This window comes from Cellulomonas sp. (assembly GCF_015234515.1).
In the GTDB taxonomy this organism is placed as follows: Bacteria; Actinomycetota; Actinomycetes; order Actinomycetales; family Cellulomonadaceae; genus Cellulomonas.
The window spans coordinates 1-13695 of the sequence record NZ_JADGMY010000036.1; the positions used below are offsets into that span (position 1 = coordinate 1).

Here is a 13695-nt window from a genome sequence, read left to right on the forward strand (position 1 = left end):
CGGAAGAGGTCACTGGTTCGATCCCAGTATCGCCCACCAGCAAGGCCCCAGGTCATCTGACCTGGGGCCTTTGCCGTGCCCGGGGCCTTTGCCGTGCCTGGGGGCCGTGCGCCCGCGGCACCACTGCTCACCGCGCGCCGCGGCGACCCGCTTCGTACCGTGGAGGTCCCACGGACGACCGTGGGCAGCACCGCCCGGCCGGGAGGGACCGCATGACCATCGCTCGTGCCCGTCGCGCAGTGCAGGACCCGCACGCGGACGGCGCCTGAGCATGGCGCCGGAGCAGGTCGAGGACGCACGCGTCACGGTCGTGGTGGCCAGCCGGAACCGTCGTGACGAGCTGCTGCAGACGCTGGGGCGTCACCGCGCGCGCGTGATCCTGGTCGACAACGGCTCGACCGACGGCACCGTCGACGCCGTACGCCGCACCCACCCGCACGTCGAGGTGGTCGAGCTCGGACGGAACCTGGGCGCCGCCGCCCGCACCCTCGGCGTGCGGCGCGCGACGACGCCGTACGTGGCGTTCGCGGACGACGACTCGTGGTGGGCACCGGGCTCGCTGCACGCCGCGGCCGACGCGTTGGCGGCGGCCCCGGAGGTGGGTCTCGTCGCGGTCGACGTCCTCGTCGGTCCTGCGCAGCGACTCGACCCGTTCTGCGAGGAGCTCGCCCGGTCGCCGCTGCCCCGCGACAGCACCGCGCCGCCGGGCACGCGCGTGCTCGGCTTCATGGCGTGCGCCGCCATGGTGCGGCGCGACGCGTTCCTCCGCGCGGGCGGGTTCGACGACGTCGTCCGCTTCCCCGGTGAGGAGGAGCGCCTCGCGTGGGACCTCACGGCGCAGGGCTCGCCGCTGCTCTACGTCCCCGGGCCCGCGGTGCACCACCACCCCTCGCCGCGCCGCCACGGGCCGGCCGCGCGGCACCGCGCCGTGACGCGCTCGCGCGTCCTCACGGGTGTCATGCGACTGCCGTGGCGGCACGCGCTGGCGCGGACCGTCGCGGCGCTCCGTGCCGGCACACCGGCGCGCCGAGGCGTCCTGGACGCGGCGCGTGACATGCCGGCGGCGCTGCGGGAGCGTCGCGTGGTCGCGCCGCACGTGCTGGCGGACCTCGAGCTGCTCGACCTCACCCGCACCTGACCGGCTCGCGCTGCGCGTGCCCGGGCCTCGTCGTAGCGTCGGAGTGACCCGAGGACGGGTCTCACGCATCGAGAGAGGGGACGAGGATGTCCGAGACCGAGGCGGGTGCCGTGACCGGCACCAAGGACAAGGACTACAACATCATCTGGTTCGTCGAGGCGTGCCTGAGCAACGCGCTGCGGCTGGAGACCTACGTCGCGGACGCCGAGCGGGACGGCGACACCGAGCTCGCCGACTTCTTCCGCCGCGCGCAGGCCGAGAGCCGCAAGGGCGCCGAGCAGGGCAAGGCGCACCTGCGCGCACGGCTCGGTCGCTGAGCGCACGCGCCGCATGCCCGCACCGGTGGCACGTCCGGCCGCGCGCGTCGCGGGCGTCCTGCTGGCGCTGGCACTCGCCCCGGTGGCCGCGGTACGCCGCGGACGTCCGCTGCACCCCGAGGGCGCGACGCTGCGTGGCACGCTGCACCTGGACGAGGACCTGGGCGGCCTCGCGCCGGCCGACGGCTACGACGGCCCCGCGCTCGTCCGCGTCTCACGGTCGGCCGGCCTGCCACCCGGGCTCCCCGACGTCCAGGGCGTCGCCGTCCGCTGGCACGTCGTCGGCGCCACCCGCGACCTGCTCCTGTCGGGAGCGGGGACCGGCCGCGTCGCCCGCTTCGTCCTGAGCCCCCGGCGCTCCCCGTGGGGCGGCGCCTTCAGCACGCTCATGCCGTTCCGCACGACGCGCGGCCCGGTTCTGCTCGCGGCGGTACCGGGCCCGCGCGCGGCCGGCGACACGCGCAGCGGCGACCTGGAGGTCGACCTCGTGCTGCTCGCCGCAGCACCGCGCGGTCCGTGGCGACGGTGCGGCCGGCTCGTCGCCACCGAGCGCGACGACGCCGCCGACCCCCGCTTCGACCCCGTCCTGCACGCGCCGTACGGCACGTACGGCTGGGCGGCGGCGCTGCGGCTGCCGGCGTACGCCGCCGCACGCCGGCACGGGCGCACGCGTACGCAGGCGGTCCGACGCGGGTCGTGAGGCGGCGCGTCAGCCCTTGCTGCCCGTGGTCGAGATGCCCTGGACGAAGTACCGCTGCCCCAGGAAGAACAGCAGGATCATCGGGAGGGTCGTGATGACCGACGCCGTCACGACGATCTCCCACTGCGACTCCCCACCGGGCCCGAAGCGGTCGACGAGCGCCTTGAGCCCGCGCGGCACCGTGAACGTCGCGGTGTCCTGCAGGTAGATGAGCGGTCGCATGAGGTCGGTCCACGCCGCCTGCGTCTCCAGCAGCAGCACCAGCACCACGGCGGGCCGGCACAGCGGCAGGCCGATCCGCCAGAACTGCTGCCAGTCCCCCGCCCCGTCGATCCGCGCGGCCTCGAACGGCTCGCGCGGCAGCCCCAGGAAGAACTGCCGCAGCAGGAAGACGTAGAACGCGCTCGCGAACAGGTTGCCCGCCCACAGCGGCACGTTGGTGCCGACGAGCCCCAGGGCGTTCCAGATGAGGTACGTCGGGATCATGGTCACCGCACCCGGGAGCATCATCGTCGCCAGCACGAGCGTGAACAGCGCACCCCGGCCGCGGAACCGGTAGCGCGCGAACCCCCACGCCACCATCGCGCTCGAGAACGTCACGGTGACGGCGGCCAGGGCCGTGACCACCAGGGTGTTGAGCAGCCACAGCGCGAGCGGCGCCTCCTGCCAGACCGTCAGGTAGTTCTCGAACGTGAGCTCGCGCGGCAGGAGCCGGTTGTCGAAGACGTCACCGCGGGGCTTGAGCGAGGCCGACAGCAGCCACACCAGCGGGTAGACGAACAGGACCGTCGCCGCGACGAGCGCGACCGTCGCCGCCGCACGCACCGCCCGTCGTCTCGTGCGCGGTGCCAGCCGGGCGGGTCGGCGTGCGCGACGCTCCGACGACGCGGTGACGACGTCGGGGCGCTCCGCCGGAGGCGCACCGGACGTCGCGGGCGCGCTCACCGCTGCTCCGCCTCGTAGTAGACCAGGCGCCGCGAGACGACGAGCTGCACGAGCGTCACCGCCATGATCACCACGAACAGCAACCACGCGAGCGCGGAGGCATATCCCATGTGCAGCTCCTCGAATCCCTCCTGGAACAGGTAGATGACGTAGAACAAGGCGCCGTCGTTCGCGTACGTGGAGTTCCCCGCGCCGAAGAACGCGGTGTACGCCTCGGTGAACATCTGGAAGGCCGCGATGGTGTTGACGACGACGACGAAGAACAGCGCGCCGGAGATCATCGGGACCGTCACCGTGCGGGTGCGCCGCCAGTAGCCGGCGCCGTCGACGCGCGCGGCGTCGTGCAGCTCGGTGGGGACCTCCTGCAGCGCGGCGAGCAGGATGACCACGGCCGCGCCCACGCTCCACAGGCTCACGAGGACCAGCCCGGGCTTGATCCACGCGGGGTCGGTCGTCCAGGACGGTCCCTGGATCCCGAACCAGCCGAGGACCTGGTTGACGACGCCGTAGCTGCCGTTGAACAGCAGCAGCAGGAGCACCCCGACGGCCACGGGCGGCGTCATCTTGGGGACGAAGAACGCGGTGCGGAAGAAACCGCCGGCGCGTCCGGCCCGCTCGAGCAGGAGCGCCAGCACCAGGGCGGTCAGGACGTACGCGGGCACCTGCAGGACCGTGTAGACCAGCGTGTTCCACAGCGCGAGCCGGGCGCGCGGGTCCGCCGCCAGCTCACGGTAGTTGTCCAGGCCGACGAACGCCGGGTCGTGCACCACGTCGTAGTCCGTCAGCGACAGGTAGGCGCTGTAGAGGATCGGCCACGCGGTGAAGACCACGAACCCGATGATCCAGGGGCTGATGAAGGCCAGGCCCGCGCGCCGCTCGTGGCGGGCCGACGCGCTCAGGCCGCGGCGCGGGGCGGCGTCGGTACGGGTGGGCGCGACGGTGGCGGCCATGTCACTGGTCCGCGTCCCAGCGCTGCCAGGCGTCGTCGAGCGCGTCCTGCGCCTCCGTCTGCGCCTGCGCCAGCGCGTCGGCAGGTGACTGCTGGCCGTTGAGCACCCGGTTGACGGCCTCCTGCCAGGCGCTCTCGAACTCGTTGTCCGCGGGGTTCGCCGCCATCGTGAACGTCGCGTCGTTCGCGGCGTACACGGCGTCGATCGCGTCGGACCAGGGCTCCGGGGCGTCGGTCGGGACGAGCTCGTCGCGGATGCGCTCGTCGGCCTCCTCGTTGCCGGTCAGCACGCCGGTGAAGACGAGCCCGTCCGCGGCGCGGGCGTCGGCGCGTGCCGTCGCGGCCGCCACCCAGGCGTCGGTCTCGGTCATGGCCCGCGCGTACGCGCATGCCTCCACGGGTGCCGCGCTGCCGGCGGGCACGGCCCACGCCGACCCGGTGGCGAAGGCGATCGGCTCACCCTGGCGGTCGCGCACGGTGCCGAACGCCAGCGGCGCGTCGGGGGACGCCTCGTTGAGGACGTTGACGTACCACTGCTCCATGGGCATCGCGCCGAGCGCGGCGGTCGCGAACTGGTTGCCCGCGCCGAAGAAGTCGGCCCCGTCGCGGAACGTCTTGACCGCCGGGAACCCGCCCTGGGCGTCGTACACCGCGACCGCCTGCTCGAGGGCCTCGAGCACGCGCGGGTCGTCGAGCTGCGCGGTGCGGCCGTCGTCGGACAGCAGGTCGGCCCCGTTGCCGCGGGCCCACAGGGGCAGGAACTCCGGCAGCTTGGAGTCGAAGCCGATGACCGCCAGCCGGCCGCCGTCCGACCGTGCCATGGCCGCCGTGGCCGCCTGGACCGCCTCCCAGTCGGAGCCGTCGACGTCCTCGACGCCCAGGCCCGCCGCCTGCAGGAGGTCGGCGTTGGCCATGACGACCTGCACCTGGTTGAACTCCGGGATGCCGTACACCTGGTCCGCGAACGTCACCTGGTCCAGTGCGGTGTCGACGAAGGCGTCGACGTCGACGTCCGCCTCCTCGATGCACTCGTCCAGTGGGACGATCGCGCCGCGGGACGCGAACGTGCCGATCTGGTCCCGGTTCGCGTACACGAGGTCGGGCGGCTCGCCCGACGCGACGGCGGACAGGAACGCCTGGATGTCGAGCTCGCCCTCCACCAGCTGGACGTCGACGTCACCCAGCTCGTCGACGGCACGCTCGTGCCGGACCTCGGCGATCTCGTCGCCGAGGCCGAAGCCCATGACCGTCAGGTCCCCGCTCGGCTCGCCGTCGAACTGTGCCTCGCCCTCGCCCGTGCCGCGGGCGCACGCGGCGAGCACCATCAGGCTGAGCATGGCTGTCGGTACGCTCACTCGTCCTCGGCCGCGCATGGTCCACCCTCCGGGCTCCACGAGGGCGCTCCCCCGTGAGCACCCGTGCGCGTCAGCATGGCACCGGTGCGGGCACTTCTCGACCGGAAGCGGCCGGATGCCCGGCCGCGAGCGTCGGGCGCTCCGGATGCCGTCGGCACTCCGGAGCCCTAGCCTGGCCGCGTCGGCCCGTGACCCCGACGACGCGCCTGAGGGCTGCGCTCGGGCAGGTGGGTCCGCAGTGGCCGACGTCGGTGCAGGACCCTCGTGGACGGGCGGCGAGCGGCAGCGGAGACCAACGCATGGAGATCATCGACGGACAGGTCAGGCACCACGCGTCGGCGTGGTTGGCGACGCTCGTGCAGACGCTCGCGGAACAGGCGCGTCACGTGGCCGGCGGTCACACGAGCGTCGTGGTCCGGCTGGGCGACGACGAACGGTGGGTGACGGCGACGTCGGTGGAAGCCGGGCGGTGCGACGCCGCGCAGGACGCGTCAGGTGACGGGCCCCGCACGATTGCGCTGGACGAGGACCGTGACGTCCTGGTCGACGACGTGGCGGCCTGCGGACGGTGGGCCGGATGGGTGCGTGCGTGCGAGAGCGCCGGTACCCGGTCGGTCGCCGTCGTGCTGGGCCGGCAGGAGCACGCCAGGGTGGCGCTCACCGTCCACCGCGAGACGCCCGGCACCTGGTCCCCCGACGTGCTGCGACGGCTGTCCGCGTTCGCCGACGCGATCGCCCTGCTGGGGCTCACGACCATCGAGGTGGAGTCCGTCGCGCGCGTCACCGAGGACTCGCTGGCCGCGCTGAGCACGCGCGCGGTGATCGACCAGGCCCTCGGCGTGATCATGGCGCAGAACCGTTGCGACGCGGACACCGCGTTCGACATCCTGCGAGCCGCCTCGATGCACCGCAACGCCAAGCTCCGGGTCGTGGCGAGGGACATCGTCACGGGCGTCTCGGGACGTCCGCCTCGCGTGTCGCCGTTCCAGCCGCGGACCGGCACGCCACCCGGTGCCGCCGGTAGCGCCCGCGCATCAGGCCCGGTGTCGCGCGGCGTGGCGGCACGCTAGGCCGCACGCGCGCTCACGCGTCCGCGGGGGACGGCTCCGCGAGGACGGCCAGCAGGTCGTGCGACATCTGCACGAGCGTCACGCCGCGCTCGGACGCCGCCCGTGCGAGCACCTGGTACGCGTCGGCAGCGTCGACCTGGTTGCACTGCATCGCCGCGCCGACGGCCCGGTCCACGACGGCCTGGTCGCCCTCGAGGGTGTCCGGCGCCTGGAGCGCGAGGAGCCCCGTGCTCGCGACGTCCAGCCGCGCGCGCATCTGGCCGGCGACCGTCTGCACGCGGCGCTCCGCCACGTCCCACGGCGGATCGCCCGCGGCGACCGGCGCGACGTAGTAGTTGATCGCGAGAACCGTCTCCTGCGCGACCCGCACGGGCAGGGCGACGCAGGCGACGAACCCCTCGTCGAGCGTGCGTGCCGACCAGTGCGGCCACCGGCGTTCCTCGCCGACGACCCGCACCGCGACGCGACCCAGCCCGTCCATGGCCTCGAGGCAGGGGCCCTCGTCCATCCGCGCCTCGACGAGGTCGCACCGGGCCGCGCCGGGGCTGCTGCTCGCGGCGCGCAGCACGGCGCCGTGGTGACGGACCGTGATGCTGGCCTCGTAACCCTCACCCATCTCGTCGGACGCCGCGCGCGCATGGTCGTCCAGATAGGTGGTCATGGCTTCCGCCTCACACAGGTGACTCGGCGTGCGCCGATCACCCAGCCTCTCACGGCCGGAGCAGGGCGGAGCGGCCGCGGGGTGCCGGGATCCGGTCAGGCCTCCCGGGCGGGGGCGGCGAGCCACGCGACGTGGGCGCCCCGGGCCACCTCGGCGAGCAGCTCGTCGGCCAGCACGGTCACCGGGACGTCGCGCCTGGCCGCCTCACCCGCCAGCACGTCGAACGCCGCACCGGCGTCGGCGTCACGCACCTGCATCACGACGCCCTTGGCCTGCTCGATGACGGCGCTGCGCTCCAAGGTGGCGACCACGGCCCGGGCCAGGCCACCGCGGTCCGGACGGCTCTGCGCGTGCACGACCGCGACCGTCGCGAGGTCGGCGAACACCCGGATCTCGGTGCGCCGGTGCGCCAGCGCGTCCTGGTCCCGGACGAACAGGTTCAGCGCCCCGAAGACCACGCCCTCCCAGCGCAGCGGGACGGCGTGGACGGCGTGCAGGCCGGCGGCCGCCGTGAGCGGACCGAGCAGCGGCCACCGCTCCTGCAGCGCGTCACCCTCGACGGCGACCTCCGCGCCGTGGGTGACGGCGTCCACGCACGGCCCCTCGCCCACCTGCACCTGGTAGAGCTCGAGCACGGCGGCCGTGTGCGACGACGCCGCGAGCAGCTCGAGCGACGCGGGATCGGGCCGCTCGAGGTCGACCGCGACCACGACACCGACCGCCTGCGCGTCCAGCGCCTGTGCGCACGCGCGAACGAGCACCGCCAGGGCGCTGGCCGCGTCGCTGCCGTCGGCGAGGGCTGCGCCGGCGCGGGCCAGCGCCGACAGCGGGCTCAGGGAGGTCATCACCGTCTCCGATCAGGGACGAGCAGGGCGGATGCGGGGTCCGGTCGCGTCATGGCGGGACGTCCGGGACGAAGTCGAGGCGCCTCGCCAGGACCGCCGCCGCCACGTCCGCCAGCCCCTCGTCGAGGGCGAACGCGTGCGCCCGCAGCACTGCGAGCGCGTCCGGCGCCGGCACCGCGAGCTGCGCCATCACCATCCCGACCGCCTGGTTGATCTCCCGGCGGCCGTCCCACGACGCCGGCGTCGCGCCCGCCGCCTCGCGCGCCTCGTGCACCACGGCGACGGCGACCACGTCGGCGAGGTGCATCAGCTCCTGCGTGGCGGCCCTCAGCGGACCGCGCGCCGTGCGGTGCAGCAGCATCGTCCCCAGCACGGCCGACCCGGAGTGCATCGGGACGGCGGTCGCCGTGACGGCCCGCGTGCGTCGCGCCGCGACCTCGCTGAACTGCGGCCAGCGCGGGTCGGCACGCGCGAGCTCGGCCGTGACGACGTCGTCCACGTCGATCGCCACGACGGCCGGGCCGTCACCGAGGTCGTCGTGGATGTGTTCGAGGTCCGTCGCCGTGGTGTTCGTGGACGCGACGACCGTGCGCTCGCCCGTGGTCGCGACGACGGCGATCGAGCCGCCGTCCGCCTGCACGAGGCGGCAGGTCGCCTGGCAGAGCCGCCACGCGAGCGGCTCCGACGCGGGGAGCGCGGCCGTCAGGCCCATGAGGTGCGCGAGGAGCGCCGACCGTTCGCGCATGCCCACCTCGTCCCCCGCGTCCCCGCGCACGTCGTCCCGCATCGGCGACAGGGAGCAGCCTAGCGACGTCGCGACCGGTCGACCCGCCGGGACGCTCGCCGCCCCGGCGCCGGGCGGCGCGGCGTCGGGGCGGCGCGGCGTCGGCCCCGGTCGTAGAGTCGAGAGATCACCGCGAGCGGTTGAGCGCGCAAGGAGGCGACGTCATGGCGACCGGATCCTCGTTGGAGCAGGTCGTGGCCCGGGCGTCCGGGCTGATGCTGGCGGACCGGACCGTCGACGGGGTGCTGCGGCTGCTGACGTCGACCGCGGTGCAGGCCGTGCCGTCGGCCTACGGGGCCGGGATCACGCTGGTGGGGGACGACGGAGTCTCGACCACCGCCGCCGGGACCGACCGGCTCGTCGAGGGAGCCGACGCCCTGCAGTACGACCTGGCGGAGGGTCCCTGCCTGACCGCCTGGCTGACGCGGCGCGTCGTGCGCGTCGACGACGCCGCTGCTGAGCGGCGTTGGCCCCGGTGGGCCGCCGCCCTCGTCGAGCTGGGCCTGCACGCCGTCCTCAGCGCGCCCGTCGTCGCAGGAGATGCCGCGCTCGGCGCGATCAAGCTGTACTCGCCGGACGCCGGGGCGTTCACGGACCACGACGAGACGACGCTGGGGCTGTTCGCCGCGCAGACCGCGCTGCTGGTCGCGGGTGCGCGCTCGTCCCGCCAGGCAGCACGGCTCGGCGCCGACGTGCAGGCGCTGCTCGCGCGGCGCGATGCGCTGCAGCAGGCCATCGGGATCGTCATGGGGCGGGACCGCCTCACGGAGCAGGCCGCCCTCGGCCACCTCGCGTCCATCGCCGAGCGCGAGCGCGTCAGCGTCCACGACATCGCCTCACGCACGCTGACCGAGCACGCCCGCCGGGTGGGCGTGCGGCAGTGACGACGCAGGAGCAGCAGCAGCGCCTCATCCGCATCGCGCACCTGCGCACCCGCCAGACGGTCGACGACCTGTGGTTGCGGTACGCCGCCCTCGGCGGCAACGCCGGGACCGCGGACCTCGAGGCCTTCCTCTCCGGCACCGCCGACCTGCCCGAGGTCGAGCGCGACCGCGTCGCGCTCGCCGTCAACGACCACCTCAACACGCTCGCCGGTGCCACGCGCGCCCCGTACTCCCACAACCTGCGCCCGCCCGAGCCGTCGACCGGCCTGCCGGCCGCACTGGTCGCGATGCTCCGGGGTACCCACCTGGCCCCGCCCGAGGCGCTGTCCGCCGTCCTGTCCGCCGCGGGCCGTCACCTGGGCGTGAGCGCCGTGGCGTACCTCGCCGACGACGCCAAGGAGGTCCTCGTCCCGGTGCCCGGCGGCCCTGGGCCGGAGCGCGCCCCGCTGCGCATCGACGGCACCCTCCCGGGCCGGGCCTTCCGCCTGCTCCAGATCGAGACGACCGTGTCGGACGACGGCCAGGCGCGCCTGTGGGTGCCCGTGATCGACGGCGTCGAGCGGATCGGGGTGCTCGACGTCATGACGCGTGCGCCGGCGGAGCTCACGGACCCGCACCTGCACCGCCAGTGCTGGTGGTGGGCGCACTACCTCGGCCACCTCCTGTCCTCGATGACCGCCTACGGCGACTTCTTCGAGACGCTGCGCGTGACCCGCCCCCGCACCACGCAGGCCGAGCTCGTGTGGCGCCTGCTGCCGCCGTTGACGGCCGGGACCGACCGCGTACTCGTCTCCGGTCGCGTCGAGCCTTCGCACGACGTCGGGGGCGACCTGTTCGACTACGCCCTGTCGCGCGACCGCGCGCAGTTCGCCGTGATCGACGCCATGGGGCACGACCTGCGCGCCGGCCTCGCGGCCGCGACCGCGGTGTCGGCGTACCGCAGCGCGCGACGCTCGGGTGCCGGGCTCTTCGAGCAGGCCGAGGCGGTCCACGACGCGGTCACCGAGCAGTTCGAGGGCGACGTGCTGGCGACCGGCGTCGTCGCCGACCTCGACCTCACGACGGGGCGGCTGCGGTACCTCGTCGCCGGGCACCCCGTGCCCCTGCTGTTCCGCGACGGCAAGGTCGTCAAGAGGCTCGACGGGGGTCGACGTCCGGTGCTCGGTCTCGACCTGCGCGGCGTGACGGTCGGCGAGGAGCACCTGCAGCCCGGCGACACGGTGGTGCTGTACACCGACGGGATCACCGAGGCCCGCGACCGGCAGCGCGAGGAGTTCGGCCTCGCACGGCTCACCGACACGCTGCAGCGCGGTGCCGCCGAGCGTCTCCCACTGCCGGAGGTCGTGCGTCGGGTCGTCAAGGCGATCCTGGAGCACCAGGACGGCGTCCTCCAGGACGACGCGACGCTGCTGCTGGTCCGGTGGACGACCGTGGGCCAGGACGCGCTCGACCCCGAGCCGCCCGCGCCCTACCCGGAGGCGCCGGTGTGAGGGTGCCCCGGCACGCGCACCCCGTCAGGGCGCAGCCGCACCCGCCACCGCTGCCACGGGGGCATCACCTGCCACTGCCGCCGCAGGGTCCGGAACGCACGCCTGAAGCGCCGGACCCACTGCCGACCCGGACGCACCGACCGCGCCGAGACCCCGACACGCCATGTCCGGTCCACCACGACCCGGGCCGCGGGGCCGAGCGCCATCGCGAGGTCCAGGTCGTCGTGCACGTCGTCGGTGCGGGTCACGTCGCCGCGGACGCGCTGCCAGGCCCCGGTACGGAACGCTGCCGACGACCCCCAGAGCACCGGGTGCCCCGCGGCGAGCGCGCCGAGGGCGTAGTACGACCCGAGGTAGGTCGCGGCGAGCAGAGCGCCCCACGGCACCGGCAGGTCGAACCGACCCCAGCCGCTGACCGCCTCGACATCCGGGTCGCGCAGCACGTCCAGCGCGTGGGCGACCCAGTCCGGGCCCGGGCGGGAGTCGGCGTCCAGCCGCAGGATGACGTCGCCGCGGGCGGCGTCGTAGCCGGTCGCGACCGCCGCCGGGATGCCCACGCGGGGCTCGTGGACCACCCGGGCGCCGTGCCGAAGGGCGACGTCCGCGGTCTCGTCCTGCGACGCGTTGTCGACGACCACGACCTCGTCCGGGACGCGGGTCTGGCGCGCGAGGAGCGCGAGGCACACGGCGAGGTGCGCGGCGTCGTCCCGGGCCGGGACGACGACCGAGACGACGACGTCACGTCCCGCGCCACGAGTCTCCGGCGCAGCGGTGGCGTCCGGGGTCACGGTCCTCCTGCCTGGCCCCGACGACGTCGGGGCTCGTCCGCACGATCGTGACCCCTGCGTCGGGAGCCCGCCACCGGTGCCGGCTCGGAGCTCGCCGGTCCTCCGGTGCCGGCACTCCTCACGTGGCCGCCGCGGGACCCGGTGACGTCGTCGGGTGGCGTCAGCCGGTGACGGCGGGTTCGACGTGCACGGCCTTGAGCTGTGTCATCGCCGCCAGCAGGTCAGGGCCGTAGCCGGCGCCCGCGCCAGACTCACGCCGCGGGTCGGCCGAGCCGCCGGGTGCACCGCCGAAGACCGCGTTCACCTTGACGGTCCCGACGTCGAGCTGCTCGCCCGCGAGCAGCGCGTGGTCCAGCCGCGGCGTCAGCACGGTCGCCGCGAGCCCGTAGGCGCCCGCATCGGCCAGGTCCAGCGCGGTGGCGAAGTCGGGCACCCGCGTGACGGCCGCCACCGGACCGAAGGTCTCGTCCCGCATGACCGCCATGTCGGCGGTGCAGCCGTCGAGGACCGTCGGCGCGTAGAACGCGCCCGGCCCGTCGAGCGCGCGGCCCCCGGCGAGCACGCGCGCGCCCGCCGCCACGGCCTCGTCGACGTGCCGGGCGACGACGTCGCGCTGCACCACGTCGACCAGCGGGCCCAGGTCGGTCCCGGGGTCGTCGGGCGCACCGACCCGCAGACCCCACGCGATCTCGACGAGCGCGTCGAGGACCGCGTCGGCGACGTCCTGGTGCAGGTACACGCGCTCGACCGACGTGCACAGCTGCCCCGTGTTGGTGAACGCACCCGTGGCGATCTGCTGCGCCGCCCACGTCGGGTCGACGCCCGAGTCGACGATCAGCGCGTCCTTGCCGCCGTTCTCCCGCAGCACGCGCGCCCCGCGCTCCCCCGCCGCACGCGCGACGGCGCGACCGGTCGCGCTGCTGCCGACCTGCGCGACGAGCGCCACGCGGGCGTCGGCGACCAGGGCGGCGCCCGTCTCGCCGTCACCGTTGAGCACCTCCAGGACGCCTGGGGGAAACGCGGCGGCGATCGTCCGTGCGAGCTCCCAGCCCGCACGCGGGCTGCGTTCGGACGGCTTGTGCACGACGGTGTTGCCCGTCACCAGCGCGGCAGCCAGCAGCCCGGCGGCCGCCGGGTACGGGTCGTTCCACGGCGTGATCACCGCGACGACGCCGTGCGGCTCGCGGCGCACGACGTCGAGCGCGAGCGGGTCGCCCGCGAGCGCCCGGCCCGCGGCCCCCAGGCCCGTGGTGGCCGCCTCCTCGAGGATGTCCGCCGCGACCTGCGCCGAGGCGACGGACTGCGTCAGGAGCCGTCCCGTGTCCTGCGTGAGCAGGTGCCCGAGCTCCTCGGCCCGCTCCCGGACGCCGGCGGCGGCGGTGCGCAACGCGGCCGCCCGCTCCCCCGGCGCGGTCCGCCGCCAGCCGCGTCGGGCGCCGTACGCGCCGGCCACGGCGGCCTCGACCTCCTGCCCGTCGGCGGGCACCAGCACCACGAGCGGCCGACCGTCGACGGGCGACACGCGCTCGATCTCCCGGACGCCCCGGGCCGCGACCTCGCGGCCACCGATGCGGTGCGACCCGAGCCGCTCGACGGACGTCGGGGCGTCGGTGCGCGAGGCAGCGGCGGGCACGGACGTGCTGGTCATGGGCTCTCCGATCGACAGGTCGGGCGACGGACGGACGTGGCGCGGGACGAGTCCGGACGAGACCGGCGAATCGTCTCGACGTGCAGGAGCGGGTGAAGTGCTTCACGCTGGGCCGGGATCA

The 13695-nt window shown here is 75.0% G+C and carries 14 protein-coding genes; 6 read left to right on the top strand and 8 right to left on the bottom strand.

Annotation, left to right across the window (positions count from 1 at the left end; translation table 11 throughout):
- Nucleotides 1-271 precede the first annotated feature (271 nt).
- From IR158_RS18570 to IR158_RS18580, 3 genes are all read left to right on the top strand, one after another.
- Entirely contained in the window at nucleotides 272-1138 is an 867-nt protein-coding gene (locus tag IR158_RS18570; protein WP_291815783.1) for a glycosyltransferase, read from the top strand.
- A gap of 86 nt (nucleotides 1139-1224) precedes the next feature.
- Complete coding sequence (locus tag IR158_RS18575) at nucleotides 1225-1455, top strand: hypothetical protein (RefSeq protein WP_291815785.1); 231 nt, start codon at nucleotides 1225-1227, stop codon at nucleotides 1453-1455.
- A gap of 13 nt (nucleotides 1456-1468) precedes the next feature.
- Complete coding sequence (locus IR158_RS18580; protein WP_291815788.1) at nucleotides 1469-2155, top strand: hypothetical protein; 687 nt, start codon at nucleotides 1469-1471, stop codon at nucleotides 2153-2155.
- A 9-nt stretch (nucleotides 2156-2164) separates the two neighbouring features.
- On the opposite strand, the gene IR158_RS18585 is transcribed toward IR158_RS18580, so the two are convergent.
- Genes IR158_RS18585 through IR158_RS18595 form a run of 3 tightly spaced genes read right to left on the bottom strand, consistent with a single transcriptional unit; the run spans nucleotide 2165 to nucleotide 5386 of the window.
- Nucleotides 2165-3100, bottom strand: a complete 936-nt coding sequence (locus tag IR158_RS18585; RefSeq protein WP_291815790.1) for a carbohydrate ABC transporter permease — start codon at nucleotides 3098-3100, stop codon at nucleotides 2165-2167.
- On the bottom strand, nucleotides 3097-4050 hold the full coding sequence (locus tag IR158_RS18590; protein WP_291815792.1) for a carbohydrate ABC transporter permease: 954 nt from the start codon (nucleotides 4048-4050) through the stop codon (nucleotides 3097-3099). Before IR158_RS18590 ends, IR158_RS18585 begins: the two co-directional genes overlap by 4 nt.
- A 1-nt stretch (nucleotide 4051) precedes the next feature.
- Complete coding sequence (locus IR158_RS18595; RefSeq protein WP_291815795.1) at nucleotides 4052-5386, bottom strand: extracellular solute-binding protein; 1335 nt, start codon at nucleotides 5384-5386, stop codon at nucleotides 4052-4054.
- A gap of 317 nt (nucleotides 5387-5703) precedes the next feature.
- On the opposite strand from IR158_RS18595, the gene IR158_RS18600 reads away from it, so the two are divergent.
- Nucleotides 5704-6474, top strand: coding sequence for a GAF and ANTAR domain-containing protein (locus IR158_RS18600; protein ID WP_291815797.1), 771 nt, complete (start codon nucleotides 5704-5706; stop codon nucleotides 6472-6474).
- Between the two features lie 13 nt (nucleotides 6475-6487).
- On the opposite strand, the gene IR158_RS18605 is transcribed toward IR158_RS18600, so the two are convergent.
- The 3 genes from IR158_RS18605 to IR158_RS18615 all read right to left on the bottom strand — a co-directional run bounded on the left by IR158_RS18605 (nucleotide 6488) and on the right by IR158_RS18615 (nucleotide 8725).
- Nucleotides 6488-7135 (bottom strand): ANTAR domain-containing protein, encoded by a 648-nt coding sequence (locus IR158_RS18605; RefSeq protein ID WP_291815800.1) that lies wholly within the window; start codon nucleotides 7133-7135, stop codon nucleotides 6488-6490.
- 95 nt (nucleotides 7136-7230) lie between these two features.
- Nucleotides 7231-7980: a GAF and ANTAR domain-containing protein gene (locus tag IR158_RS18610; RefSeq protein ID WP_291815803.1), complete on the bottom strand. Its 750-nt coding sequence runs from the start codon at nucleotides 7978-7980 to the stop codon at nucleotides 7231-7233.
- A gap of 49 nt (nucleotides 7981-8029) precedes the next feature.
- Nucleotides 8030-8725, bottom strand: coding sequence for an ANTAR domain-containing protein (locus IR158_RS18615; protein ID WP_291815806.1), 696 nt, complete (start codon nucleotides 8723-8725; stop codon nucleotides 8030-8032).
- Nucleotides 8726-8928: 203 nt separating this feature from the next.
- Here IR158_RS18615 and IR158_RS18620 point away from each other — a divergent pair, with 203 nt between their 5' ends.
- Both IR158_RS18620 and IR158_RS18625 read left to right on the top strand, forming a co-directional pair.
- Nucleotides 8929-9648 (top strand): GAF and ANTAR domain-containing protein, encoded by a 720-nt coding sequence (locus IR158_RS18620; RefSeq protein ID WP_291815808.1) that lies wholly within the window; start codon nucleotides 8929-8931, stop codon nucleotides 9646-9648.
- Entirely contained in the window at nucleotides 9645-11138 is a 1494-nt protein-coding gene (locus tag IR158_RS18625; RefSeq protein ID WP_291815810.1) for a PP2C family protein-serine/threonine phosphatase, read from the top strand. Before IR158_RS18620 ends, IR158_RS18625 begins: the two co-directional genes overlap by 4 nt.
- On the opposite strand, the gene IR158_RS18630 is transcribed toward IR158_RS18625, so the two are convergent.
- Together IR158_RS18630 and IR158_RS18635 are read right to left on the bottom strand one after the other, a co-directional pair.
- Nucleotides 11117-11926, bottom strand: coding sequence for a glycosyltransferase (locus IR158_RS18630; protein ID WP_291815812.1), 810 nt, complete (start codon nucleotides 11924-11926; stop codon nucleotides 11117-11119). The two genes, IR158_RS18625 and IR158_RS18630, sit on opposite strands and share 22 nt — an antisense overlap.
- 160 nt (nucleotides 11927-12086) lie before the next feature.
- Entirely contained in the window at nucleotides 12087-13574 is a 1488-nt protein-coding gene (locus IR158_RS18635) for an aldehyde dehydrogenase family protein (protein ID WP_291815814.1), read from the bottom strand.
- Between the last annotated feature and the right edge of the window lie 121 nt (nucleotides 13575-13695).

Excerpts from the sequence above, each read along its gene's own strand:
- IR158_RS18570 (WP_291815783.1), top strand. The coding sequence starts at position 272 with ATGGCGCCGGAGCAGGTCGAGGACGCACGCGTCACGGTCGTGGTGGCC.
- IR158_RS18575 (WP_291815785.1), top strand. The coding sequence starts at position 1,225 with ATGTCCGAGACCGAGGCGGGTGCCGTGACCGGCACCAAGGACAAGGAC.
- IR158_RS18580 (WP_291815788.1), top strand. The coding sequence starts at position 1,469 with ATGCCCGCACCGGTGGCACGTCCGGCCGCGCGCGTCGCGGGCGTCCTG.
- IR158_RS18590 (WP_291815792.1), bottom strand. The coding sequence starts at position 4,050 with ATGGCCGCCACCGTCGCGCCCACCCGTACCGACGCCGCCCCGCGCCGC.
- IR158_RS18595 (WP_291815795.1), bottom strand. The coding sequence starts at position 5,386 with ATGCTCAGCCTGATGGTGCTCGCCGCGTGCGCCCGCGGCACGGGCGAG.
- IR158_RS18600 (WP_291815797.1), top strand. The coding sequence starts at position 5,704 with ATGGAGATCATCGACGGACAGGTCAGGCACCACGCGTCGGCGTGGTTG.
- IR158_RS18605 (WP_291815800.1), bottom strand. The coding sequence starts at position 7,135 with ATGACCACCTATCTGGACGACCATGCGCGCGCGGCGTCCGACGAGATG.
- IR158_RS18610 (WP_291815803.1), bottom strand. The coding sequence starts at position 7,980 with ATGACCTCCCTGAGCCCGCTGTCGGCGCTGGCCCGCGCCGGCGCAGCC.
- IR158_RS18615 (WP_291815806.1), bottom strand. The coding sequence starts at position 8,725 with ATGCGCGAACGGTCGGCGCTCCTCGCGCACCTCATGGGCCTGACGGCC.
- IR158_RS18620 (WP_291815808.1), top strand. The coding sequence starts at position 8,929 with ATGGCGACCGGATCCTCGTTGGAGCAGGTCGTGGCCCGGGCGTCCGGG.
- IR158_RS18635 (WP_291815814.1), bottom strand. The coding sequence starts at position 13,574 with ATGACCAGCACGTCCGTGCCCGCCGCTGCCTCGCGCACCGACGCCCCG.